The following is a 21,799-nucleotide window of genomic DNA, read 5'->3' on the forward strand; positions in this document are numbered from 1 at the left end:
GAACTTCTCTATTTCGGCAGCGTGTAGGCCATCACATAATCGCCCGGCTTGGTGCCGACCGAGCCGTGGCCGCCGGCAACGATGACGACGAACTGGCGTCCGTCGGCTACCGTGTAGGTCATGGGTGTCGACTGCCCGCCGGCAGGCAGCCGCGCCTGCCAGAGCTGCTTGCCGGTCGTCAGGTCATAGGCGCGCACATAGTCGTCGACCGCCGCACCGAGGAAGGCGACGCCGCCGGCAGTGATCATCGGCCCGCCAATGCCGGGAACGCCGACCTTGAACGGCAGCGGCAACGGCGTCATGTCGTAGACGGTGCCGTTGCGATGCTTGTAGACGATCTTGCCGGTCCGAAGGTCGGCACCGGCGACATAGCCCCAGGGCGGCGCCTGGCAGGGAATGCCGAGCGGCGACAGGAACGGCTTCAATATCACTGCGTAAGGCGCACCCTCATTGCGGTTCAGGCCTTGTTCGCTGCCCTTGGTGTCACCGGGCGGCGGCACGTCGGCGCGCGGCACCAGCTTGGAGATGAACGCCAGGTATGTCGGCATGCCGAACATCACCTGCCGGACCGGATCGACTGCCACGCCGCCCCAGTTGAAGGTGCCGAAATTTCCGGGGTAGATCAGCGAGCCCTGCAGCGACGGCGGCGTATAGCGGCCCTCATAGCGCAACTTGCGAAGCTCGATCCGGCAGGCCAGCTGGTCGAACATGGTAATGCCCCACATGTCGGCGCCGGTCAGTGGCTTCGGACTGAAGCTCAGGTCCGAGGTCGGCTGTGTCAGCGAGGTATGGTCGCCCTCGATCGCGCCGCCGGGTGCTGGCACTTCCTTGACCGGAACGATCGGCTCGCCGCTGCGCCGGTCGAGCACATAGAGGTCGCCCTGCTTGGTCGGCCCGACCAGCGCCGGCACCACGCCATTTTCCGTGGTGATGTCGACCAGCGTCGGCTGCGCCGGCACGTCCATGTCCCAGAGATCGTGATGTACGGTCTGCCGCACCCAGCGCAATTGTCCGCTGTTGAGATCGAGCGCGGTGATCGACGAGGAGAATTTCTCGTCATTGGCGCTGCGCCCGGCGCCGAGCTGGTCCGGCGTCTTGTTGCCGAGCGGCACATAAAGCAGGCCGAGCTTTTCGTCGGCGCTTGCCGTCGACCACATGTTGGGCGAGTTGTTGGTGTAGGTCTGGCCCGGCGGCAGCGGCGTCGTCTGGTCTGGATTGCCGGAATCCCAGTTCCACAACAGCGCGCCTGTGTCGGCATCGTAGGCACGGATGACCCCGGACGGCTCCTGCGTCGAATAATTGTCGTTGACCGCGCCGCCGACGATGATCTTGTTGGCGACGATCAGCGGCGCCGACGTCGAATAATAATAGCCCGGCTTCGGATATGGCATGTTGGCGAGCAGGTTCAGCGTGCCACCCTCGGCAAATGTGGGGCAGACCTGGCCATTCGCCGCATCGAGGGCGATCAGCCGAGCGTCGGATGTCGGCAGGTAGATGCGTGTGGCGCAGGGCTGGCCGGCGGCGATCTTGGCGTCGGCATAATAGGACACGCCGCGGCAGGTCTGGTGCTGGCGGTCCTTGTTTAGCTTGACCTGGGGATCGAAGCGCCATTTCTCCTTGCCGCTCGCGGCATCGATGGCGATGGCGAAGTTATGCGGTGTGCAGATGTAGAGCGTGTCGGCAATCTTCAGCGGCGTCACCTGATAAGTCGTCTCGCCGATGTCGTCGGGCCCTTTCACGTCGCCGGTTTGATAGGTCCAGGCCGGCTGCAGATTGGCGACGTTTTCCGGGGTGATCTGGTCGAGCGGCGAATAGCGCTGGCCATAGGGTGTACGGCCGTAATAGTGCCATTCGCCGGGCGGCACATTGCCGCCGAGATCGGCCGTCGGCGTCACCTTGTCAGTGTTGAGTTCACCCGCAATATCCTTTGGATCGACCGTCATCGAATAACCGGCGACGGCAAGCGATGCCAGCACGGCGAGGATAAGCGGTGCGCGTCCGTCGGGACCAGTAAGCCCGCGCCGCGCCCATGGCGTCAACAGCCATAGCGCGACAAGCACGATGATGCCGCCGCGCGGACCGAGTTCCCACCAGTCGAAGCCGATCTCCCAGACCGCCCAGGCGAGCGTGCCGAGCACGATCGCCGCGTAGAGCCACAGCGCGGTGGATCTGCGCCTGTAGAGCAGCCAGGCCGCGACAAGGAAAGCTAGACCAACGATGACGTAATACCAGCTGCCGCCCAGCGTCACGAGCCAGATACCGCCGCCGCCAAGCGCCAGGCCGATGAGGAAAAGGATCAGGGAGGTGATGACCACAGCCAAGACGGTGCTCCTTCGACTGGTGCGCTCCGCGACGCGTCCATGGGCAACCCGGCATTGCGCTCCTGCCCCGAGCACAACTTTCTCCGGCCCGCCTCCCCTGTCAAGCAAGCTCGGCGTTTTGCAGCGCCGGCTCATCGCAAGCCCGGCGTTTTGGTTAGCAGACCCATTCAGATTGTGAGTCTACCGACTGGACAGAGAACAAAACGGAGACGCTTCTGGCCTTTCGCTGCCGAATCACTACATTCGGGGAGAGATGTCCGGCTTTTCGGAAGACATGCCCTTTTTTGACGAACCGAACGCGCGGCCTGTGGCCCCGTCGGGCATTGCCGCGCGCGCCATGGCTGCCCGCAGCAACCAGAACAACGCGCCCGATTATCTCAACGGCCTCAACCCCGAGCAGCGGCTGGCGGTGGAAACCACCGAAGGCCCGGTGCTGGTGCTGGCCGGCGCCGGCACCGGCAAGACGCGCGTCCTGACCACCCGCATCGCCCACATCCTTGCCACCGGCAAAGCCTTCCCTTCGCAGATCCTCGCCGTCACCTTCACCAACAAGGCGGCGCGCGAGATGAAGCAGCGCATCGGCCTGTTGATCGGCGAAGGCAATGTCGAGGGCATGCCGTGGCTCGGCACCTTCCACTCGATCGGCGTCAAACTGCTGCGCCGACACGCCGAGCTGGCCGGGCTCAAATCCGATTTCACCATTCTCGACACCGACGACGTGGTGCGCCTGATCAAGCAGCTGATCCAGGCCGAAGGGCTGGACGACAAGCGCTGGCCGGCCAAGCAGTTCGCTCAGATGATCGACGGCTGGAAGAACAAGGGCCTCGGTCCCGCCGACATCCCCGAGGGCGATGCCCGTGCCTTCGCCAACGGCAAGGGCCGCGAGCTCTACAAGGCCTATCAGGAGCGGCTGCAAACGCTGAACGCTTGCGACTTCGGCGATCTATTGTGCCACCCGATCCGCATCTTCCGCGCCAATCCGGACGTGCTGAAGGAATACCACCAGCGCTTCCGCTACATCCTCGTTGACGAGTATCAGGACACCAACACCGCGCAATACATGTGGCTGCGGCTGCTGGCACAGCGGCCGCAATCCTCCCCCCTTGAGGGGGAGGTGCCCGCGAAGCGGGCGGAGGGGGTTGCCGCAGAAGGCACCGCCACGGGGTCGAGCACTGCCGCTCGGACCCCACCCGACCGGGCTTTGCCCGGCCACCCTCCCCTCAAGGGGGAGGGAAGCCCGCGCCTGTCCACCGTAAATATCTGCTGCGTCGGCGACGACGACCAGTCGATCTATGGCTGGCGCGGCGCCGAGGTCGACAATATCCTGCGCTTCGACAAGGATTTTCCCGGCGCCACCATCATCAGGCTGGAGCGCAACTACCGCTCGACCGCGCACATCCTCGGCACCGCCTCCCACCTCATCGCCCACAATGAGGGCCGTTTCGGCAAGACGCTGTTCACCGAAAAGATCGCCGAGGACGACGAGAAGGTGCATGTCCACGCCGCGTGGGATTCCGAGGAGGAGGCCCGCGCCGTCGGCGAAACGATCGAGGCCTACCAGCGCCAGAAGCACAATTTGAACGATATGGCGATCTTGGTTCGCGCCTCCTTCCAGATGCGCGAATTCGAGGACCGTTTCGTCACGCTCGGCCTCAATTACCGCGTCATCGGCGGCCCGCGCTTTTATGAGCGGCTCGAAATCCGCGATGCGCTGGCCTTTTTCCGCGTCGTCGCGCAAGGCGCCGACGACCTCGCCTTCGAGCGCATCGTCAACGTGCCGAAACGCGGCTTGGGCGAGGCCACCATCCGCCAGATCCACGATACCGCACGCGCGCTGCGCATCCCGATGCTGGAGGCAGCGGCAAAACTCGCCGAGAGCGATGAGCTGAAGCCGAAGCCTCGCGCGGCACTGCGCGAAGTATCGGCCAATTTCGAACGCTGGCAGAAGGCGCTGGAAACCACGCCGCATACCGAGCTCGCCGAGACCATACTGGAGGAGAGCGGCTACACCGACATGTGGAAGAACGACCGCTCGGTTGAAGCGCCCGGTCGGCTCGAGAACTTAAAAGAACTGATCCGCTCCATGGAGGAGTATGAATCGCTGCGCTCCTTCCTCGAACATGTCGCCTTGGTGATGGACGCCGAGCAGAACGCCGAGCTCGATGCCGTCAACATCATGACGCTGCATTCGGCCAAGGGCCTCGAATTCGAAACCGTGTTCCTGCCCGGCTGGGAGGAAGGCCTGTTCCCGCATCAGCGCTCCCTCGACGAGGGTGGCCGCTCCGGCCTGGAGGAGGAACGCCGCCTCGCCTATGTCGGCCTGACCCGCGCCAAGAAGAACCTGCACATCTGGTTCGTCTCCAATCGCCGCATCCACGGCCTCTGGCAGTCGACCATCCCGTCGCGCTTCCTCGACGAACTGCCGGAAGCCCATGTCGAAGTTTCCGAGGGCGGCAACTCCTATGGCGGCTACGGCAATGCCTATGGTGGCGGCTCGTTCGCCTCCGGTCGTGGCGGCCAAGGGGCGGGCAGGCAGAACCCCTATGGAGCATCGCGCTTCGACAACATCGGCGGCAATAACGGCGCCGAGAAATCCGGCGCTTTCTCCAGCACCTATGCGACGCCGGGCTGGCAGCGTGCTCAGGCCAACCGCACCGAAGCCACCGACCGCAATTGGGGCACGCGCTCCGGCCACCAGGTCGAGCGCATCGGCTATGGCGAAACCGACTCCGGCTACGGCGCCGGCCGCACCTCGATCAAGGGCCGCACCATCGACGGCGAGCTGGTCGCCAAATCCGTCGCCGACACGCCGTCCCCCTTCAGCGTCGGCGACCGCGTCTTCCACCAGAAATTCGGCAACGGCAACATCTCGGCCATCGAAGGCAACAAGCTGACCATCGACTTCGACAAGGCCGGCCAGAAACGGGTACTGGATGGGTTTGTCACGGGGGTGTGAGGCCGCCGGTCACCGATACCGCGCCTGGTTCCACTTATGGCCGAGCAGCGACAGGATGATGATCAGCCCGTTGAAGAACTGGACGTAGAAGCCGCTCAGTCCCGCCGCGACGACGCCGGTCTGGATGAACGAGACCGTGACCGCGCCGATCGCGCCGCCGACCACCGTGCCGATGCCGCCCCAAGTCGGCGTGCCGCCGACGAACACCGATGCCAGCACCGGCAGCAGGTAGCCGTCGCCGGCCGTCGGCCACCAGGTGAAGTTGATCATTACCGAAAACGTGCCGGCGATCGCAGCGCCGATGCCGACGAAGACGAACACTTTTACCCGCACGCGCTTGACGTCGATGCCCATCTGCTGGGCGCTGTCGGGATTGTCGCCGACCACCTTGACCTGCGCGCCGAAGCGATGGCGGTTGTAGAGCAGCGCCGACAGCACGACGAAGGCGATGGCCCAGAAGATCTGCACCGGAATGCCATAAAGCTGGCTGGAGAAGATCTTGTAGGCCCAGCTGTCGGCAAGGCCGGTCAGTGCCGTCGACCTGCCCTCGTTGATGATCTGGATCAGGCCGCGCAGCAGGAAATTCATGCCGAGCGTGGCGATCAGCGACGACAACCCGCCATAGACGACCAGGGAGCCGACCAGGAAGCCGAGCAGCATGCCGGTGACGATTGCGGCGGCGATGCCGAGGAACGGGTCGTAGCCGGCCTGCACGACCAGCGCGAACACCCATGAGGCAAAGCCCATCGTCGCCGGAAACGACAGGTCGATCTCGCCGCAGGTGACGACGAAGACCAGCGGCACAACTACGAACAACGCCACCGGCAGCGTGGTCAGCACGGAACTGTAAAGATACCAGGTGGTGAAGACCGTCGGATTGGCGATCATGAATACCGCCATCATAACGATGAACACGGCCAACGTGCCGAGTGCGGCGCGGTTGTCGAGGATGAACCCGCGCAGCCAATTGTCGGACGGGTGTCGCCACTCTTTCCCCGCGGTTTCGCCATGCGTGCCGCCGAGGGGGCTCTGCAGATCGGGTTCCATGGTCTTGCTCATCGTGCCGCCCTCCCCGCATCGGCCACGTCGTGCAACCCCGGCAATCCGCTGGGGTGGGCGACGTCTTCCATGAAGTTGATCAGGTCTTCGGCCGACTTGACCTCGCTGCGGTCGGCGGTGAGCGCGACCTTGCCGCGGTCGAGCACCACGAACCGGTCGGCGATGTCGAAGACGTGGTGAATATTGTGGCCGATGAACAGGATCGAGCGTCCGCTCGCCCGCACCTGGCGCACGAAGTGGAAGACCTTGGCGGTCTCGGTCAGCGATAGCGCGGTCGTCGGTTCGTCGAGGACTATCAGCTCCGCCTTCTTATAGATGGCCCGCGCGATCGCCACGCCCTGGCGTTCGCCGCCCGAGAGCTGGCCGACGATCGACTGTGGCGTGAACACTTTCGAGGTGAAGCCGATCTCGCGCATCAGCCGGCTCGCCTCCGCGATCTCCTTGTCGACCTTCAGCCAACCAAGCCAGCCGGTGAGCTCGCGGCCCATGAAGATGTTGCGCACGATGGTCTGCTGCACGGCGAGCGCCCGGTCCTGGAACACGGTCTCGATGCCGGCGTCGCGCGAGCGCGCAGGGTTCCATCCGGTCACCGGCTTGCCGCGGACGAGAATCTCGCCGCTGGTCGGTTTGACCACGCCGGACAGGATCTTGATCAGCGTCGACTTGCCGGCGCCGTTATCGCCGATCAGGCCAACCACCTCGCCGCGGTCGACGCTGAGATTGACCCCGCCCAGCGCATAGACCTGGCCATAGGACTTGCTGATGTCACGCAGTTCGATGATGCGTTCGGCCATGGCGATCCTCACTTGATTGTCGCGTGCCGGCCTTTTTCGCCGGCGGTCCCGCCGGCCGGGCTCGATCCCGGCCGACGGCTTGGGAGGTCAGCGCAGCGCCTGCTTGGCGAGCTCGGCGACGATCTCGTAATTCTGTGGCGTGACGAAGCCGGCGCCGGTGTCGACATTCATCGGCGCAAGGCCGAGCACCACCTGCTGGCAGAGGCTGAGGATCGGCAGGTAGCCTTGCAGGAACGGCTGCTGGTCGGCCGTCAGTTGCACCCAGCCGCCCTTGAAGCCCTCTACGATCTGCGGGCTGGTGTCGAAGCCGAAGTTGAAGATGTCGCCCGGCTTCCTGCCCGCCGCCTGCATGTAAGTCGGTACGTTGCCCAGCATCTGCCCGCCGGGATAGCCAACTGCCTTGACGTCGGGATTGTTGAGCAGTGCCGCGGTGATCACCGGAATGGCCAGGTTGGGATCGGAAGCCCACTCGCCGCTCGGCGGCGAGGAGAGCTGGATGACCTCGACCCCCGCCTCTTTGAGCGCGGCGACTGTGCCGCGTTCGCGCGCGCCGCGGCTCTCGTTCTCGAACGGGCCGATCATGATCGCCTTGTCGCCGGCCTTGAGCCCGGCCAGCTTGACCGCCTCGGCGCCGAGCGCGCGGCCCTGCTGCTCCTGCTGGGCGCCGACATAGCCGCCGCCGAACGCCGCCGTGACCGTCGGCACCGGCACGTTCTGGTACATCATCTTGATACCGTCCTTGTGTGCCTGTTCGGCCAGCGGCATGATCGCGGCGTCGCCGGGGTGGCCCATCATGGCGATGCCTTGGGGCTTGACCGCGACAGCCTCGCGCAATTGCTGCACCATCTTCTCGACATCCCACTGGGAAAAGATGTAGTCGACCTTCGGCCCAAGATCGGCTGCCGCCTGCTTGGCACCATTATAGACGATCGTGCCGAAGGCATCGCCCTCGGCGCCGCCGACGAAGAAGCGGATATGGACATCCTTGCACCACTGGGCATCGAGCGCCTGCGCCGGCAAGGTCGAGAGTGCGGCGGCGAGCGCCATCGCGGCCGCCGCGACGGTCGAGCGCAGAACTGTCCTTCTCATCGTAATGCTCATGCACTTATCCTCCCTTTGTTCCCTCGCTAGCCGAGGGGTTTTGACGATCGCTTCGGCAAGGGGCCGCAATCTTTCGCTGGCCGGCACCTCCCGCCGGCCGAGTTCTCACACCGGGTTCGGCAGGTAGCTCGCGCCTCCCCGGCATTGTTGGAGATAATCCAGCGCACGCGCCTGGCCGGTGATCTCGAGATCGCCGCGATAGACCGGGTCGTGCCAGCCCTCGATGTCGATGGCGCCCTTGTAGCCGGCCAGCCGCAGCTCGCTGATCACCCTTGTCCAGTCGCTGTCGCCGAAACCCGGCGTGCGCATCTGAACGAACGGCAGGCGGCCGAACACGCCATGTTCGCGGATCACGTCCCAGCGCACGGTCGCGTCCTTGCCATGGACGTGGAAGATGCGCGGCGCCCATTTGCGGATCTGCGGGATCGGATCGATCAGATAGACCAGCTGGTGGCAGGGCTCCCACTCCAGGCCGAGATTGTCGTCCGGCAACTCGTTGAACATCAACTCCCAGGCGTCCGGATTGTGGGCGATGTTCCAGTCGCCGCTGGCCCAGTTGCCGTCCATGGCGCAGTTCTCGAACGCGATGCGCACGCCCTTGTCGGCGGCACGCCTGGCCAACGGTCCCCAGACCTCTCGGAAACGCGGCAGGCTGTCGGGCAGCGGCTTGCCGCGAATGCGGCCGGTAAAGCCGCTGACCATATTGGTGCCGAACAGATGCGCGTTGTCGATGATCGTTTCCCACGCCTGGAGCACGCCGCGATCGATCTCGCCGCTCTCCAGCGGATTGCCGAAAACGCCGATCGATGAGACGATGACATCGGCATCGCCGATCGCCTCGCGGATCTCGCCCGCCAGCCGCGGAATGTCCTTGCCGCCCAGCGTCTGCCAGAAGAACGGCTGGATGCTCTCGAAGCCGAGCGGCAGGATCTGCCTGACATAGGCGGCCGGGTCGTCGAGATTGGCCCGCACCATTGTGCCGATCCTGATGTCGAGCAGCGGGTTTGGCATCATGATCCTTCCTGTGCAGCGATGGCGACCCGGCGCCCGGTCTCGGCGCTCTCGATCGCAGCGAAAACCATGGCCAGGCTCTTGATGTTGTCGGCGCCGCGCGTCTCCGGCTCAGTGCCGGTCTCGACGGCGCGGACGAAATCCTGGATGATGCCGAGATGGCCGCCGACGCGATCGGCCGGGTCGAGCGGCGGCACGGCTATCGGTTCGGTGCGGTCGAACAGGCCTTCACGGACCGGCTGCACGATTTCCGCCTTCAGCCCGTCCTCGCCGTCCCACACAATGCTGCCGCGCTCTGCGACGATCCGCCATGTACTGTCCCAGCTGGTGCGGAAGCCGGCCGCGCACCAGCTGCCGGCATAGGTGAACAGCTTGCCGCCGCCGAGGTCGAAGCTTGCGGTCGCCGACGACCCTTGCCGATACCAGGAATTGGCCGGCTCCCACTCCTGGCAATAGACACCGGTCGGCTCGCCGGCCGCCATGTAGCGGGCGGCATCGAATGTGTGGATCGCCATGTCGAGCAGCAGCACATGACGCATCTCCTCGCGAAAGCCGCCGAAATGCGGCGCGACGAAGAACTCGGCATGGATGCTGGTTGGCGCACCAATGGCGCCGGAATCGAGAAAGCGCCGGATGCGCCTGACATTGGCGACATAGCGGCGGTTCTGGACGACGGCATGGATACGCCCGGCGCTGCGGGCGGCCTCGACGATGGCACGCGCATTGTCCGGGCTGTCGGCGAGTGGCTTTTCGGTCAGCAGGTGGCAATTATGGGCAAAGGCGGAAAGCGCGACCTCGCGGCGAGCGGCGGGAACCACCACGTCGAATACCGCGTCGGGCCTGGTCTGGTCGAGCACGGCGTCGAGGTCGGTTCCAATGATGGCGCTCGAAAGCTCGTATTCGCGCGCCCTCGCCCGCGCCCGTTCGACATCGATATCGACCAGGCCGACAATGGCGAGCCCGTCGATCTGCCTGGCTGCATCGAGCCATGCCTTGCTCATGGCGCCGCAGCCGACCAGGACGACATTGATCATCCAGTGCTCCTCCCTCTCGGCCCCTCCAGACCGATCGTCACGGCGTTCACGGCAGGGCCGTGAATGTTTTCCGTAAACGTTTACGAGAACACACCCGATGGCGTAGAATGTCAATCGGCCGATAGCGAAAAACGTGATGCCGGCTTGGCCTGAACAGCAGCCGGTGCTAGCCAAGCAAGGGGGAGAACTGTCCTTTGGCGTCCAGCATTCACGACCTTGCGCGTCACCTGAACATTTCGATCGGCACGGTGTCGCGCGCGCTCAACGGCCGCGCCGACGTCAACGCCGACACACGCCAGCGCGTGCTCGATGCGGCCAAGAAGCTGAATTATTCGCCGAACCAGTCCGGCCGCAGTTTGCGGCGCGGCGCCACCCATTCGATCGCCTTCATGCTGCAGCCGCATCCGGGCGATCAGGAATATGGCGAGCCGTTCTTCATTCCGTTCCTGACCGGGTTGCAGGCCAAGCTCGCCGAAAGCGGACTCGACCTGATCGTGGTGATGGGCGCGCCGGGCGACTATCAGCAGGAGCGCCTGCGCCGTGTCGTCGAGACCCGGCGGGCCGATGCGGTGGTGCTGGCCTGGACGCGGCGCGAGGACGAGCGCATCGACTATCTGACCCAGGCCGGTTTCCCGTTCGCGACGCTCGGCCGCAGCCGCTCCGGCGGCGATGCCTACCCCTCGCTCGACCTCGACTTCGAAAAAGCCGGTGCTGACGCGGTCGATCGTCTTGTCGCGCGCGGTCACCGCCGCATCGCGGCCATCCGCCCGTCGCTCGATCTCAATTTCGGCTATCTGTTCCTCGCCGGCTATCGCAAGGCGTTGCGGCGGCACGGCATCGAATTCGACCCCGAGTTGATCGCCGACGGCTTCATCAACGAGGCAGGCGGCTACGCGGTGACGCCGAAGGTCATGCGCTCCAAGGACCCGCCGACCGCCATCATCTTCAACAATGACGCGATGGCGCTTGGCGGCTGCAAGGCTTTGGCCGAGGCGGGCATCAAGCCCGGCCACGACATCGCGGTGATCGTCATCGTCGACACCCCGCTCTGCCGCTATTTTTCGCCGGCGCTGACCGGCTTCCGCCCGGCGCTTGAGCCGATGGGCGAGCGGCTGGCCGAAATGCTGCTGGCATCGATCCCGGCTTACGCCGGCGCCGAAGGCGCACGCATCATCCGTGAAGTCTGGCCGCTGCAGCTGATCGCGCGCGACAGCGATTGAGCGCGGCACTTCCCTTCTCCCCTTGGGGAGAAGGTGGCCGAGCCCACGGGTCTTGCCTTCGGCAAGCCAGAGGACAGGCTCAGCTCGGTCGGATGAGGGTGCTCCAGCTCGGCACCGAGGCACTCCGTCCAGCACCCCTCTTCCGTCTCGGCGCTGCGCGCCGATCCACCTGCTCCCACAAGGGACGAAGGAACAAGCGCCCTCTGTCACGCAAGTATCATGTTCGCGTCCTAGACCTTTTTCGGAAAGCGCTGGCGGCATGTCGATGCGACGCCCGCTTCGGCTGTTTTGTCACAAAGAGGATTTCCATGAAAAACCTGCACCGAAACGCGTCCCTCGCGGTCGCGCTGGCGATGTTCACCGCCTTGACTCCGGCCTTGGCTGAAAACGCAGCGACCGTCGGCGGCGTCAGCTTCGTCAACAAGGGCCTGGTCGGTGTCGGTCGCATCCCGGCCAGCCAAAGGGACAAGTTCGGCGAGACGTTTGGCTCCGGCTCGGGCATGGCGATCGACGCTGCCGGCTGGACGCATGGCGCCGATGGCTATAAGGGCTCGCTGTGGCTGCTGCCGGATCGTGGCTACAATGTCGTCGGCACCACCGATTACCGTCCGCGCATCAACACGATTGCCATCGAATTCGCCCCGATCGCACCGGGTGCGGCACCAGCCGCCGGCCAGGAACAGTCGGGCCTCAAGGCAACCCTTGCCGACACCATGCTTTTGACCGACGACAAGGGCGCCGACGCAACCGGCCTCGATCCGCTCAACGGCGTGCGCGCCGCGACCGACGACATGCCGATCCTGCCCGAAGCCAACGGCAAGCTCGCGCTCGATAACGAGGCGATCGTGCGGCTGCCCGACGGCACCATGTTCATCTCGGACGAATATGGTCCGAACATCTACCACTTCTCCGCCGATGGGCGTCTGATGTCGGCAACGCAGTCGCCGGCGGCGCTTGTCCCGATGCGTCATGGAACGCCGAACTTCGCGTCCAACAATCCGGGACCGGGCGCGGCAGACCCAGATCCGACGGATCCCGAAACCGGCCGTCAGAACAACCAGGGCCTCGAAGGCATGGCACTGACGCCGGACGGGAAGTTCCTGATCGCTGTGCTGCAATCGGCCCCCAGACAGGATGGCGGCGATTCCGCTTCGACGCGCCAGAACACGCGCGCGCTGGTCTACGATGCCTCGGATCCGGCCCAACTCAAGCTTGCGCATGAATATGTTGTGCCGCTGCCGGTGTTCACCGATGCCAAGGGCAAGACCAAGATTGCCGCGCAGAGCGAAATCGTGGCTCTGTCGGACAAGACCTTCCTGATGCTGGCGCGCGACAGCGGCAACGGCCAGGGGGTGAAGGGCGACACCTCGCTCTATCGCGAGATCAGCGTCGTCGATGTGTCGGCGGCAACCGACATCGCCGGCACCGAGTTCGACAAGGACAAGCCGGTTGCGCCCAAAGGTGAGCTCGATCCCTCGCTGACGCCGGCCAAGCTGACGCCGTTCATCGACATCAACGACAAGACCGAGCTCGGCCGCTTCGGGCTGCACAATGGCGCGCCCAATGACCGCAACAACCTTTCGGAGAAGTGGGAGGCGATGTCGGTGGTGAGCGTCCTCGATCCAACACGGCCCGACGACTATTTCCTGTTCGTCGCCAACGACAATGACTTTCTCACCCAGGACGGCTTCCAGGTCGGCGCGGCCTACAAGGCCGAAGATGGCGCCGATGTCGACACGATGTTCCTGGTCTATCAGGTCACGCTTCCAGGCCTCGCCGGGAAGTAGCGACACCCCCAGGCAGGGGGGCGCCCCGACCGCGTCCGCCTGCCTGGCACGATCGAACGGTCGGGCCCTTCAGTTGCGGCTCGCCGGCACAAGGATTGTGTTCTAGTGGGTTTGCAAAACCTAAGACTGATGATCCGTCGAAGGCACTTACCTCAACATCTCCGCGTCCTTTGGCACGCCCGCATCGATCGGCTCGGCCGTCCTGTCCGACACGGCGGCGATCTTCCCGGCGGCCGACAGGTTCGGGCGCACGAAGACCGGCGCGACGCCGTCGACGCGGCTGTAGAGGTCGATAATGTCCTGATTCATGAAGCGCACACAGCCGGAGGAAGCGTTCTTCCCGATGGAATCCCACTCCGGCGTGCCGTGCAGCCGGTACATCGTGTCCTTGCCGTCACGGAAGAGATATAGCGCGCGTGCGCCCAGCGGGCTGTGCGGGCCGGGCGGCATGCCGTCCTTGTATTTCGCCAGTTCCGGCCGGCGCTGGATCATCTCCGGCGGCGGCGTCCAGACCGGCCACTTCTTCCTCGCCTGAACCACGGCGCTGCCGGTCCATCCGAAACCGGCCTTGCCGAGGCTGACGCCATAGCGAATTGCCTTGCCGCCGTCGCGCACCAGATAAAGGAAGTGCTCGGAGGTATCGACGACGATCGTGCCGGGTTTTTCTCCGGTCGGATCGGACACGATTTGGCGCACGAATTTCGGATCGACCTTGGCTACCGGGATTGCCGGCAGTTGATAGCCCTCGTCGACGCGCGCCGCATACATACTTGCGGCATCGCCGAAAGCCGGATCGCTTGGCGCCGCGGTCACTGGCGGCGCCGCTACGTCCGTCGTGGTGCACGCCGAAAGAGCCACGGAGGCCGCGCCCAAAGCGGATGCACCAAGAAACGCACGCCGGTTCAGGCGCTCAAAAAACAGCGGAATATCGGACATGAACCCCCGGCTTGCCCATGAGATCTAGGAAAGATGCGGCCCCACGCGTGCAGGATCAATATACGATTCCGGAAGCTTTGAGAACATGATTGGATCAAGGCACGCCAGGCGGAATTCGCAACGCTGCGTCGACCTGTCTCGTTAAATCGGCAATCATTGCGGACCGGACTCAAGATAAGCCTTCGCCGAGTTGCCTGCCATGGACGACAAGATGCCCGCACGCCGGCGGACCAGCGACCTCACCAGTGGACCTATCCCGCGTACATTGCTGCTGTTCGCCCTGCCGGTGCTCGGCTCCAATGTTCTGCAGTCGCTCAACGGCTCAATCAATGCCGTCTGGGTCGGTCGTTTCCTCGGCGAAGCGGCGCTGACCGCCACGTCCAATGCCAACCTCGTGCTGTTTCTCATCCTTGGCACCGTCTTCGGCATCGGCATGGCGGCGACCATCCTGGTCGCGCAATCGGTCGGCGCCCGCGATCTGCCCGAAGCCCGCCGCATCGTCGGCACCAGTGCCACCTTCTTCTTCCTTGTCTCGGTGGTGTTCGCGGTCTGCGGCTGGATCTGGGTCGATACAATCCTCAATGCGCTCGGCACGCCGGCCGATGCGTTGCCGCTGGCGCGTTCCTATCTGCGTATCATTTTTCTCGCCGTACCGATGATGAACCTGCTGTCCTTCGTCATGACGGTGCTGCGCGGCGCCGGCGATTCGCGCACGCCTTTCCTATTCATGGCGCTGGCCGTCGTGCTCGACGTCATTTTGAACCCGTTGCTTATTCTCGGCATCGGCCCGTTCCCCGAACTCGGCATCGCCGGCTCGGCCACCTCGACGCTGATCGGCCAGACGGTAAGCGTGCTTGCCATCCTGATCGTGCTTTATGCGCGCAAGCACCCGCTGCGGCTGGCCGGCGCCAATCTTGCTCTGCTGCGGCCGGACCCGGCGCTGCTGCGCATTGTCGTCTTCAAGGGCGTGCCGATGGGCCTGCAGATGATCGTCGTCTCGTCCGCGGCGCTGACTGTGATGGGCATGGTCAATGCCTACGGCTCGCAGGTCGCGGCTGCCTACGGCATAGCCGCCCAGCTCTGGACCTATATCCAGATGCCGGCGCTCGCCATCGGCGCCGCGGTCTCGTCCATGGCGGCGCAAAATGTCGGCGCCGGACGCTGGGACCGGATCGGCCGCATCGCCGCGTCCGGCGTCGGCTTCAACCTTGTGCTTACCGGCGTGCTTGTCGCGCTGCTGTTCGTATTCGATCGCGCGGTGCTCAGCCTCTTCCTCAGCAGCGACAGTGCAGCGATCGACATCGCCACTCACATCAACAAGGTCGCATCCTGGTCCTTCATCCTGTTCGGCATCACCATCGTGCTCTTCGCCACTGTGCGTGCCACGGGCGCGGTGATGCCGCCGCTGATCATCCTGGTGATCTCGGTACTTCTGGTGCGCACCAGCTTCGCCTATTTCTTTCGAAGTGCGATCGGTGAGGAAGCGTTGTGGTGGAGCTTTCCGGCCGGCTCGATAACCTCGCTCGTGCTGGCCACGGCCTATTATCGCTTCGGCCGTTGGCGCAGCGTGCACATGATCGAAAGCCGGCCGGCTGCCGGCGAACCGCCGGATACCGGCCTCGGCGTACCGCGCCAGCGCGCGCACCTTTCGCCCGAGACACCGACCGGCTGAAAGATCGGTTCAGTGCGCGTATTTCGCGCCGAACCCGAGCGCCACTAGGGAAAAGATAACGATCATGCCGGCAAAGGCCCCGCTTGCCACGGTCGCGCTTGTCATGGTCGACAGGACGCCGATGCCGATCACCGGCAGCGCGTTGCCGCAAAAACAGCAGATGAAGAAGGCCGAGACGACTTCGGCGCGCCGGTCCGCTGGCGCGATCTCGTTCACCACTTGCAAGCCGCCGCGATAACCGAGCGCTGCCGCCACGCCGCACAAGGCGGTCCCGGCAATCATTGTGGCCATCGATGCGAAGACCTGCGCCGCAACAATCAGCGCGACGGTTGGAATCATCAGCGCAAGCGCCGCGAACATCGCGGCTCGGCTCGAAAGACGTGCCGTCACTACAATGGTGGCGGCCGTCACGATCGCCAATTCAAAGAACAGAGCGCCCGCTTCAGCATGGTTGGTTACCTGCAACTGCTGCGCCAAAATGCTCGGTGCGAGTGCTGCATAAAAGCCGACCAGCGCCATTGCGCCAAAGCCGGTCACCGCCGGCGCAACGAAATTTGCGCGGATGGCATCGGGCACGGAAAGGCGCGGCCGCATCGAAACGTCAGCCAGTTTCCCCGGCCGCGAAACGGTTTCCTGCGTGCGCCAGACCAGCAGGGTTACAGTCGCGAGCATCGCCAGGTAGACGACGAATGTCAGCCTGAGCGGCCAAGGCGCGTATTCGGCGAGCAACCCGGCCCCCAGCGCACCAAGGCCGAGACCGAGGAAATTGGTGCTGGTGGCAATCGTCGCCGCCTGTGACTTGTCGTCGGTCGGGAGCAATTCGGCAAGCCAGGCGGTGCCGGTACCCGCGCCGACGCCGATTCCTAATCCGCTCAGAATTCGGGCGACGTCGAGCCAGGCGACATTTTCGGCGAACAGGAAAACCACCGCGCTAACGACGGCCACCGCCATTCCGGCCAACGCCATCGGACGGCGCCCGATGACATCTGACACACGCCCCAACATCAGCAGCGCCGCCAGATTGCCGATGACATAGACGGCGTAGACCAGCGTCAAAGTGATCTGCGAGAAGCCGAAGACCTGCTTGTAGATGATGTAAAGCGGCGTCAGCGCGGTGCTGCCGGCGAAAAGAGCCGCGATCATGGCGGCCACGGCGGCCGCTGCAGCGCGCCCGCCGAGTTCGTAATCGCGCGTCATGACTTGAGCGTGAGCAGTCATTTTTCGGACCTTTTTGCTGTTCGGGATCTGACACCCTAACGCCTTCTTTTCGTCAGCCGTTCCCCCTCCCCGACTTGCTCCTGACAATTTTGGCAGCTTTGCGATGGCGCTGAGCGAGATCCTCTTTTAACTTCAGCGGATTGTCAGGGGAGATTGATGGGCAAGGGACGAGTCGAGGCATTCACCGATGGCGTGGTCGCCATCATCATCACCATCATGGTGCTGGAATTGAAGGTGCCGCATGGCGAGGATTTTTCCGCGCTGGCGCCACTCTGGCCGGTATTCCTCAGCTATGTGCTGTCCTTCATCAATGTCGGCATCTACTGGAACAATTTGCACAACATGTTCCATACCGTGCAGCGGGTCGACGGGCGCGTGCTGTGGGCGAACCTCAACCTGCTGTTCTGGCTATCGCTGATGCCGGCGACGACAGCCTTCATGGGTGAGAATCATTTCGCGCCGGTGCCGGTCGCCGTCTATGGCGTCGACCTGGCGCTCTGCGCCATCGGCTTCAACATCCTCACCATAGCCCTGCATCGGCTGCACGGCAGCGAAACCCTCTTCGCCAGGGCTTTGGGCAATGACCTCAAGGGAAAAATCTCGCTGGCCCTCTATATCGCCGCCGTCGCGCTGACCTTCGTCAATCACTGGATCGGTGTCTCGATCTATGTCCTGGTGGCGATGGTCTGGCTAGTGCCGGACAGGCGCTTCGAGCGGCTAATCGAGAAATAGGCAGACCAAGATCCCGAACCGAAGGACCGCGTCAACGAAAAGTGGATGCCAGTTTCCGGAAAAGATCATGAGAAGATAGAGCCCATACCGAATTTTATCGAATGGAACAGGCTCTAGCCTCGCATTTCTTTGAGCTTTTCCGCTACCGAAGCGGCAAGGTCGGCGTAGCGCTCCTCCAGCCGCTCGGCCGCTTTGATCACTGAGAAGTCATGGCCGAATTTTTCCAGCGCCATGCGCAGCTTTTCGACGAATTCTGCCTGTTTTTCGAGCGCCGAAAACAGCGTTTTCACTTGCGCTTCGCTGATGTCGGGGTTGGCAAGCATTTGCGGCACTTCGCGGCTCATCTGGTCGCCGGTTGCGGTCTGTTCTTTCAGGATCTCGATCCAGTCGGTCAATCGTCAGTCTCCTTTTTCAATATCAGCATGCGCAGCGCCCGCCGACGCGGTCAACCCGAAGATGCCGCACCGGCTTGCGCGAGCCTCTTTCCGCGCTAAGTTCGCCGCGGCCAGAACAGGAGAAAATCATGACCACCGACGCCGAGATCCAGATCGCCCTGCCCGCACTTGCCTCCGGTAATGTCGCCGTCATCACCGGCGCGGCCAGCGGCATCGGCCTCGCCGCGGCAAAACGGCTGGCGGCGATGGGCATGAAGATCGTGCTGGCCGATATCGGCGCCGCACGCCTCGATGAGGCCCGACATGCCGTCGCTACCTTCGCCGGCGAGAGCGCCGTGCTTGCCGTCGCCACTGACGTCTCGAAAGCCGACGACCTCGAACGGCTGGCCGAAAGGACATTCGACACCTTCGGCGACGTCTCGCTTCTGATGAACAATGCCGGCGTCGGCAACAACCCCGGCAAGCCGTGGGAGAACCGTGACGCCTGGAAGCGACTGCTGGACATCAATTTCTGGGGTGTCGTCCATGGCGTCGAGGCCTTCGCGCCGCGCATGCTGGCGGCGGGAAAGCCCGGCCTGATCGTCAACACCGGCTCCAAGCAAGGCATTACCACGCCGCCCGGCAACCTCGCCTACAACGTCTCCAAGGCCGGCGTGAAGACCTATACCGAGGGCCTTGCACACGCGCTGCGCAACGAGCCCGGCGCAAACGTCGCGGCGCATTTGCTCATTCCCGGGTTCACTTTTACCGGCCTGACCGAAGGCGCCACCGAAAAGCCGGCCGGCGCCTGGACCGGCGAGCAGGTTATCGACTTCATGCTGGCCTCGCTGCTGCGTGGCGATTTCTACATCCTGTGTCCCGATAACGAGGCGACCCGGTCGATGGACGAAAAGCGCATGGCGTGGGCGATTGGCGACATCATCGAGAACCGCCCTGCCCTGTCGCGCTGGCACCCGGGGTACAAGGAAGCCTTTGCAGCATTCATGGAATGATCCCGCGACCGTTCGGGCAGGAACCCGGATAACAAGCTCGCTCACGCCGCCGCGTGCTTCTTCGCGTTGCGTTTTTTAGCCACCGCCTTGGCTGCGGCCATGTCGGCGATCTGTTCGTCGTGCCGCTTCGCCGCACGTTCACATTTGGCGCGGATTTCCTCGAGCTCGGATTCGGTCAGGTGCTCGATGCCGATAAAGGTATTCTTGGCTTTGCTGACGCGGATCAGCTCGTCAAGCTTGGCCTGGATCGCCGCGCTGTCGCGGTTCTGGGTGTTCTGGATGAGAAACACCATCAGGAAGGTGACGATCGTGGTGCCGGTATTGATGACGAGTTGCCAGGTATCGGAAAAGCCGAAGACCGGACCGCTTACCGCCCAGACCACAATGATCAGGAAACAGACGGCAAACGTCGGCGGCAGACCGGCAAGATGGGCGATATAGTTGGCGATCCTGGTGAACAGCTTTTCGATCATGGCAGGGAGAAACAATCGGCAACTGCTTCGAGTTCCCTGCGAGGAGGAATTCACGGTCAAACCGTGCACACGCCGCGCTCGCAACGATCAGGTAGCGTCGTTTTCCCAGCGGTCGAGGAAAGCCTCGATGGGCAAGGCCTGCATGTCGGGGACTGCCCTGGCCAGTTTCTCGACCGGCCAGTCCCACCAGGCAAGACGTTCGATCCGGGCCGCAGTTCCCGCGCTGAAGCGCTGCCGCAATGGCCTGGCCGGAACGCCGGCGACAATTGCATAGGCCGGCACGTCTCGCGTCACTACCGCGTTGGCACCGACGATCGCGCCGTTGCCGATCACTATGCCAGGCATGATCACGGCGCCATGGCCAATCCAGACATCATGGCCGATGCTGACGGCTTTCGCTTGCCGCCGGTCGCGGAACGCCTGATCGACACCCAGCCAGCGGAAGTACTCGTTGGGCCGATAGCTGATTTTGTGCTGCGTCAGCCGCTCGACCGGATGCTCCAGCGCATTGATGCGGCTGTTGGCGGCAATCGAGCAGAATTTGCCGATCGTCGTATAGATCGCCTCGGCATGCCGCTCGAAGTAGGAAAAATCGCCGACCATGACTTCACGTAAGATGACGCGCTCGCCGATCGCCGCATAGCGTCCAAGCTTGCACGCCTTCAGCTCCGCCGTCGGATGGATGCGCGGCTCGGGATCTTTCAGGACAAGGTGTTCGGGACGGTCCATGCGGGGCGCTTTACGCCCGCGCGCATAGTCTCGCAAGCCGAGTGCAGCGCCGCGCATCCGTTTGGACGCGCCAAGGACCCTGGAGCACCTTTAGTCTCTATTTCGGCTTGCCGCTGGTCCACACCACATTCTGGCCGTAGAGCGGCACGGTGGTGACCGACATTTTTGCCGAGCCATCCTGCACCTGGCGCGAATGCGCGAGGTAGATCAGCGTCTCGTTGGCCTTGTCGTAGATGCGGTTCACCACCTGCTTTTTCCAGATCAGGCTGATGCCTTGCTTGAACACCTCCTCGCCGGCCTCGCTCATGTCGATGTCCCCAATGGTGATCGGCCCGGTCTGGCGGCAGGAGATCGAGGAATCGGACGGGTCCTCGAACCAGTTGCCTTTCTGCAGGCGGTCGATCATGCCACGGTCGAAATAGGAGACGTGGCAGGTTACTCCCTCGACCTTCGGATCCTTGATCGCCTCGACGATGATGTCGTTGCCGAGCCAATCGACGCCGACCTTGCCGACTTCCTCGGCGGCGGCGGCGCCAGCGCCAATGACAAGGCATGCGGCCAACGCGCCGCCAATCAGTTTTCGCAAAGAGGCCTCCTGCGGTTCGAATTTTGCCGACCTCAGGTGGGACGAACGGCCGCGCTTTGCAAGCAGATCGCCCCCCACAGCATTGCCGGTTGCGGCAACGCGACATCTTTGCGTCGGCGCGACCGAACCGCTAAGAGTGTTCGCCAAGCCAAGGCTTCATGGCGCCAATCCGGCGCCCGATGGAAATGACGACGGACTTCACTGATGATGCGTTCAATTCTGGTCGGTATTCTCGTCCTGATGGCCGCTGGCATCGGCTGGCTAACGTTCGACTGGTACCGCGGACATTATGGCGGCGAGCCGTTCGGCGCGCCGTTCACGCTGGTCGACCAGAAGGGCGCACCGGTCACCGAAGCCGCCTTTCGTGGCCACCCCAGTGTCGTCTTTTTTGGCTTCACGCATTGCCCGGAAGTCTGCCCGACCACGCTTTTCGAGTTGGCCGGCTGGCTGAAGACGATGGGCGACGACGGCAAGAACCTGCATGCATATTTCGTTACGGTCGACCCGGAGCGCGATACGCCCGAAATCATGAACACGTATGTCAGCAATTTCTCCGATCGCATCCTCGGCATCACCGGCGATCCCGATAAGGTCCACGCCATGGCCAAGTCCTTCGGCATCTACTGGAAGAAAGTCGACACGAACGACGGCGACTACACGATGGACCACACCGCTTCGGTGCTGCTGCTCAACGGCAAGGGCGATTTCGCCGGCACCATTGCCTATGGCGAAAGCCCGGACGCCGCCATCGCCAAGCTCAAGCGGCTGGCGGCGGAAGGTTGA

The 21,799-nt window shown here is 63.8% G+C and carries 19 protein-coding genes; 7 read left to right on the forward strand and 12 right to left on the reverse strand.

Going from position 1 to position 21,799, the window contains the following annotated elements:
- Positions 1 to 8 precede the first annotated feature (8 nt).
- The gene (locus NKH98_RS06990) at positions 9 to 2,321 is read right to left on the reverse strand and encodes a glucose/quinate/shikimate family membrane-bound PQQ-dependent dehydrogenase (RefSeq protein WP_352897328.1); all 2,313 of its coding nucleotides are present in this window, start codon (positions 2,319 to 2,321) and stop codon (positions 9 to 11) included.
- Between the two features lie 253 nt (positions 2,322 to 2,574).
- On the opposite strand from NKH98_RS06990, the gene NKH98_RS06995 reads away from it, so the two are divergent.
- Positions 2,575 to 5,277, forward strand: coding sequence for an ATP-dependent helicase (locus NKH98_RS06995; RefSeq protein WP_352897330.1), 2,703 nt, complete (start codon positions 2,575 to 2,577; stop codon positions 5,275 to 5,277).
- Positions 5,278 to 5,286: 9 nt separating this feature from the next.
- Here NKH98_RS06995 and NKH98_RS07000 read toward each other — a convergent pair whose 3' ends face one another.
- From NKH98_RS07000 to NKH98_RS07020, 5 genes are all read right to left on the reverse strand, one after another.
- Positions 5,287 to 6,336 carry an ABC transporter permease gene (locus tag NKH98_RS07000; protein ID WP_352644672.1) on the reverse strand — a complete coding sequence of 350 codons (1,050 nt, stop codon included), beginning with the start codon at positions 6,334 to 6,336 and terminating at the stop codon, positions 5,287 to 5,289.
- Entirely contained in the window at positions 6,333 to 7,130 is a 798-nt protein-coding gene (locus NKH98_RS07005; RefSeq protein ID WP_352644674.1) for an ATP-binding cassette domain-containing protein, read from the reverse strand. Before NKH98_RS07005 ends, NKH98_RS07000 begins: the two co-directional genes overlap by 4 nt.
- Positions 7,131 to 7,217: 87 nt before the next feature.
- On the reverse strand, positions 7,218 to 8,231 hold the full coding sequence (locus NKH98_RS07010; RefSeq protein WP_352475347.1) for a substrate-binding domain-containing protein: 1,014 nt from the start codon (positions 8,229 to 8,231) through the stop codon (positions 7,218 to 7,220).
- A gap of 105 nt (positions 8,232 to 8,336) precedes the next feature.
- Positions 8,337 to 9,245, reverse strand: a complete 909-nt coding sequence (locus NKH98_RS07015; RefSeq protein WP_352589921.1) for a sugar phosphate isomerase/epimerase family protein — start codon at positions 9,243 to 9,245, stop codon at positions 8,337 to 8,339.
- A complete protein-coding gene (locus tag NKH98_RS07020; protein WP_352475349.1) occupies positions 9,242 to 10,276 on the reverse strand; it encodes a Gfo/Idh/MocA family protein in 1,035 nt (344 codons plus the stop codon). Before NKH98_RS07020 ends, NKH98_RS07015 begins: the two co-directional genes overlap by 4 nt.
- 194 nt (positions 10,277 to 10,470) lie before the next feature.
- Between NKH98_RS07020 and NKH98_RS07025 the strand changes: the two genes are divergently transcribed.
- Positions 10,471 to 11,496, forward strand: coding sequence for a LacI family DNA-binding transcriptional regulator (locus NKH98_RS07025; RefSeq protein WP_352475350.1), 1,026 nt, complete (start codon positions 10,471 to 10,473; stop codon positions 11,494 to 11,496).
- A gap of 308 nt (positions 11,497 to 11,804) precedes the next feature.
- Positions 11,805 to 13,283, forward strand: a complete 1,479-nt coding sequence (locus NKH98_RS07030; RefSeq protein WP_352897332.1) for an esterase-like activity of phytase family protein — start codon at positions 11,805 to 11,807, stop codon at positions 13,281 to 13,283.
- 147 nt (positions 13,284 to 13,430) lie between these two features.
- Here the strand turns inward: NKH98_RS07030 and NKH98_RS07035 are convergent, their stop codons facing one another.
- Positions 13,431 to 14,219: a L,D-transpeptidase gene (locus tag NKH98_RS07035; protein WP_352481524.1), complete on the reverse strand. Its 789-nt coding sequence runs from the start codon at positions 14,217 to 14,219 to the stop codon at positions 13,431 to 13,433.
- A gap of 199 nt (positions 14,220 to 14,418) precedes the next feature.
- Between NKH98_RS07035 and NKH98_RS07040 the strand changes: the two genes are divergently transcribed.
- The gene (locus NKH98_RS07040; protein WP_352740973.1) at positions 14,419 to 15,891 is read left to right on the forward strand and encodes an MATE family efflux transporter; all 1,473 of its coding nucleotides are present in this window, start codon (positions 14,419 to 14,421) and stop codon (positions 15,889 to 15,891) included.
- A 9-nt stretch (positions 15,892 to 15,900) separates the two neighbouring features.
- Here NKH98_RS07040 and NKH98_RS07045 read toward each other — a convergent pair whose 3' ends face one another.
- Positions 15,901 to 17,109: an MFS transporter gene (locus NKH98_RS07045; protein ID WP_352897333.1), complete on the reverse strand. Its 1,209-nt coding sequence runs from the start codon at positions 17,107 to 17,109 to the stop codon at positions 15,901 to 15,903.
- Positions 17,110 to 17,265: 156 nt separating this feature from the next.
- Between NKH98_RS07045 and NKH98_RS07050 the strand changes: the two genes are divergently transcribed.
- Positions 17,266 to 17,841 carry a TMEM175 family protein gene (locus NKH98_RS07050; protein WP_352475354.1) on the forward strand — a complete coding sequence of 192 codons (576 nt, stop codon included), beginning with the start codon at positions 17,266 to 17,268 and terminating at the stop codon, positions 17,839 to 17,841.
- A 113-nt stretch (positions 17,842 to 17,954) separates the two neighbouring features.
- On the opposite strand, the gene NKH98_RS07055 is transcribed toward NKH98_RS07050, so the two are convergent.
- The gene (locus NKH98_RS07055) at positions 17,955 to 18,236 is read right to left on the reverse strand and encodes a hypothetical protein (protein WP_023721174.1); all 282 of its coding nucleotides are present in this window, start codon (positions 18,234 to 18,236) and stop codon (positions 17,955 to 17,957) included.
- Between the two features lie 128 nt (positions 18,237 to 18,364).
- Here NKH98_RS07055 and NKH98_RS07060 point away from each other — a divergent pair, with 128 nt between their 5' ends.
- Entirely contained in the window at positions 18,365 to 19,228 is an 864-nt protein-coding gene (locus NKH98_RS07060) for an SDR family NAD(P)-dependent oxidoreductase (RefSeq protein WP_352897334.1), read from the forward strand.
- A 41-nt stretch (positions 19,229 to 19,269) separates the two neighbouring features.
- Here NKH98_RS07060 and NKH98_RS07065 read toward each other — a convergent pair whose 3' ends face one another.
- The 3 genes from NKH98_RS07065 to NKH98_RS07075 all read right to left on the reverse strand — a co-directional run bounded on the left by NKH98_RS07065 (position 19,270) and on the right by NKH98_RS07075 (position 21,016).
- On the reverse strand, positions 19,270 to 19,701 hold the full coding sequence (locus tag NKH98_RS07065; protein ID WP_254819100.1) for a low affinity iron permease family protein: 432 nt from the start codon (positions 19,699 to 19,701) through the stop codon (positions 19,270 to 19,272).
- A gap of 87 nt (positions 19,702 to 19,788) precedes the next feature.
- Entirely contained in the window at positions 19,789 to 20,430 is a 642-nt protein-coding gene (locus tag NKH98_RS07070; protein ID WP_352897335.1) for a DapH/DapD/GlmU-related protein, read from the reverse strand.
- A 97-nt stretch (positions 20,431 to 20,527) separates the two neighbouring features.
- Entirely contained in the window at positions 20,528 to 21,016 is a 489-nt protein-coding gene (locus NKH98_RS07075) for a CreA family protein (RefSeq protein WP_352644685.1), read from the reverse strand.
- Between the two features lie 204 nt (positions 21,017 to 21,220).
- Here NKH98_RS07075 and NKH98_RS07080 point away from each other — a divergent pair, with 204 nt between their 5' ends.
- Positions 21,221 to 21,799 (forward strand): SCO family protein, encoded by a 579-nt coding sequence (locus tag NKH98_RS07080; protein WP_352875944.1) that lies wholly within the window; start codon positions 21,221 to 21,223, stop codon positions 21,797 to 21,799.

The organism is Mesorhizobium sp. M0833, assembly GCF_040319905.1.
In the GTDB taxonomy this organism is placed as follows: domain Bacteria; phylum Pseudomonadota; class Alphaproteobacteria; order Rhizobiales; family Rhizobiaceae; genus Mesorhizobium.

What these genes read in the sequence shown, in the direction of transcription:
- NKH98_RS06995 (WP_352897330.1), top strand. Translation starts at nt 2,575, where the DNA reads ATGTCCGGCTTTTCGGAAGACATGCCCTTTTTTGACGAACCGAACGCG.
- NKH98_RS07000 (WP_352644672.1), bottom strand. Translation starts at nt 6,336, where the DNA reads ATGAGCAAGACCATGGAACCCGATCTGCAGAGCCCCCTCGGCGGCACG.
- NKH98_RS07005 (WP_352644674.1), bottom strand. Translation starts at nt 7,130, where the DNA reads ATGGCCGAACGCATCATCGAACTGCGTGACATCAGCAAGTCCTATGGC.
- NKH98_RS07010 (WP_352475347.1), bottom strand. Translation starts at nt 8,231, where the DNA reads ATGAGCATTACGATGAGAAGGACAGTTCTGCGCTCGACCGTCGCGGCG.
- NKH98_RS07015 (WP_352589921.1), bottom strand. Translation starts at nt 9,245, where the DNA reads ATGATGCCAAACCCGCTGCTCGACATCAGGATCGGCACAATGGTGCGG.
- NKH98_RS07020 (WP_352475349.1), bottom strand. Translation starts at nt 10,276, where the DNA reads ATGATCAATGTCGTCCTGGTCGGCTGCGGCGCCATGAGCAAGGCATGG.
- NKH98_RS07030 (WP_352897332.1), top strand. Translation starts at nt 11,805, where the DNA reads ATGAAAAACCTGCACCGAAACGCGTCCCTCGCGGTCGCGCTGGCGATG.
- NKH98_RS07035 (WP_352481524.1), bottom strand. Translation starts at nt 14,219, where the DNA reads ATGTCCGATATTCCGCTGTTTTTTGAGCGCCTGAACCGGCGTGCGTTT.
- NKH98_RS07040 (WP_352740973.1), top strand. Translation starts at nt 14,419, where the DNA reads ATGGACGACAAGATGCCCGCACGCCGGCGGACCAGCGACCTCACCAGT.
- NKH98_RS07045 (WP_352897333.1), bottom strand. Translation starts at nt 17,109, where the DNA reads ATGACTGCTCACGCTCAAGTCATGACGCGCGATTACGAACTCGGCGGG.
- NKH98_RS07050 (WP_352475354.1), top strand. Translation starts at nt 17,266, where the DNA reads ATGGGCAAGGGACGAGTCGAGGCATTCACCGATGGCGTGGTCGCCATC.
- NKH98_RS07060 (WP_352897334.1), top strand. Translation starts at nt 18,365, where the DNA reads ATGACCACCGACGCCGAGATCCAGATCGCCCTGCCCGCACTTGCCTCC.
- NKH98_RS07065 (WP_254819100.1), bottom strand. Translation starts at nt 19,701, where the DNA reads ATGATCGAAAAGCTGTTCACCAGGATCGCCAACTATATCGCCCATCTT.
- NKH98_RS07070 (WP_352897335.1), bottom strand. Translation starts at nt 20,430, where the DNA reads ATGGACCGTCCCGAACACCTTGTCCTGAAAGATCCCGAGCCGCGCATC.
- NKH98_RS07080 (WP_352875944.1), top strand. Translation starts at nt 21,221, where the DNA reads ATGATGCGTTCAATTCTGGTCGGTATTCTCGTCCTGATGGCCGCTGGC.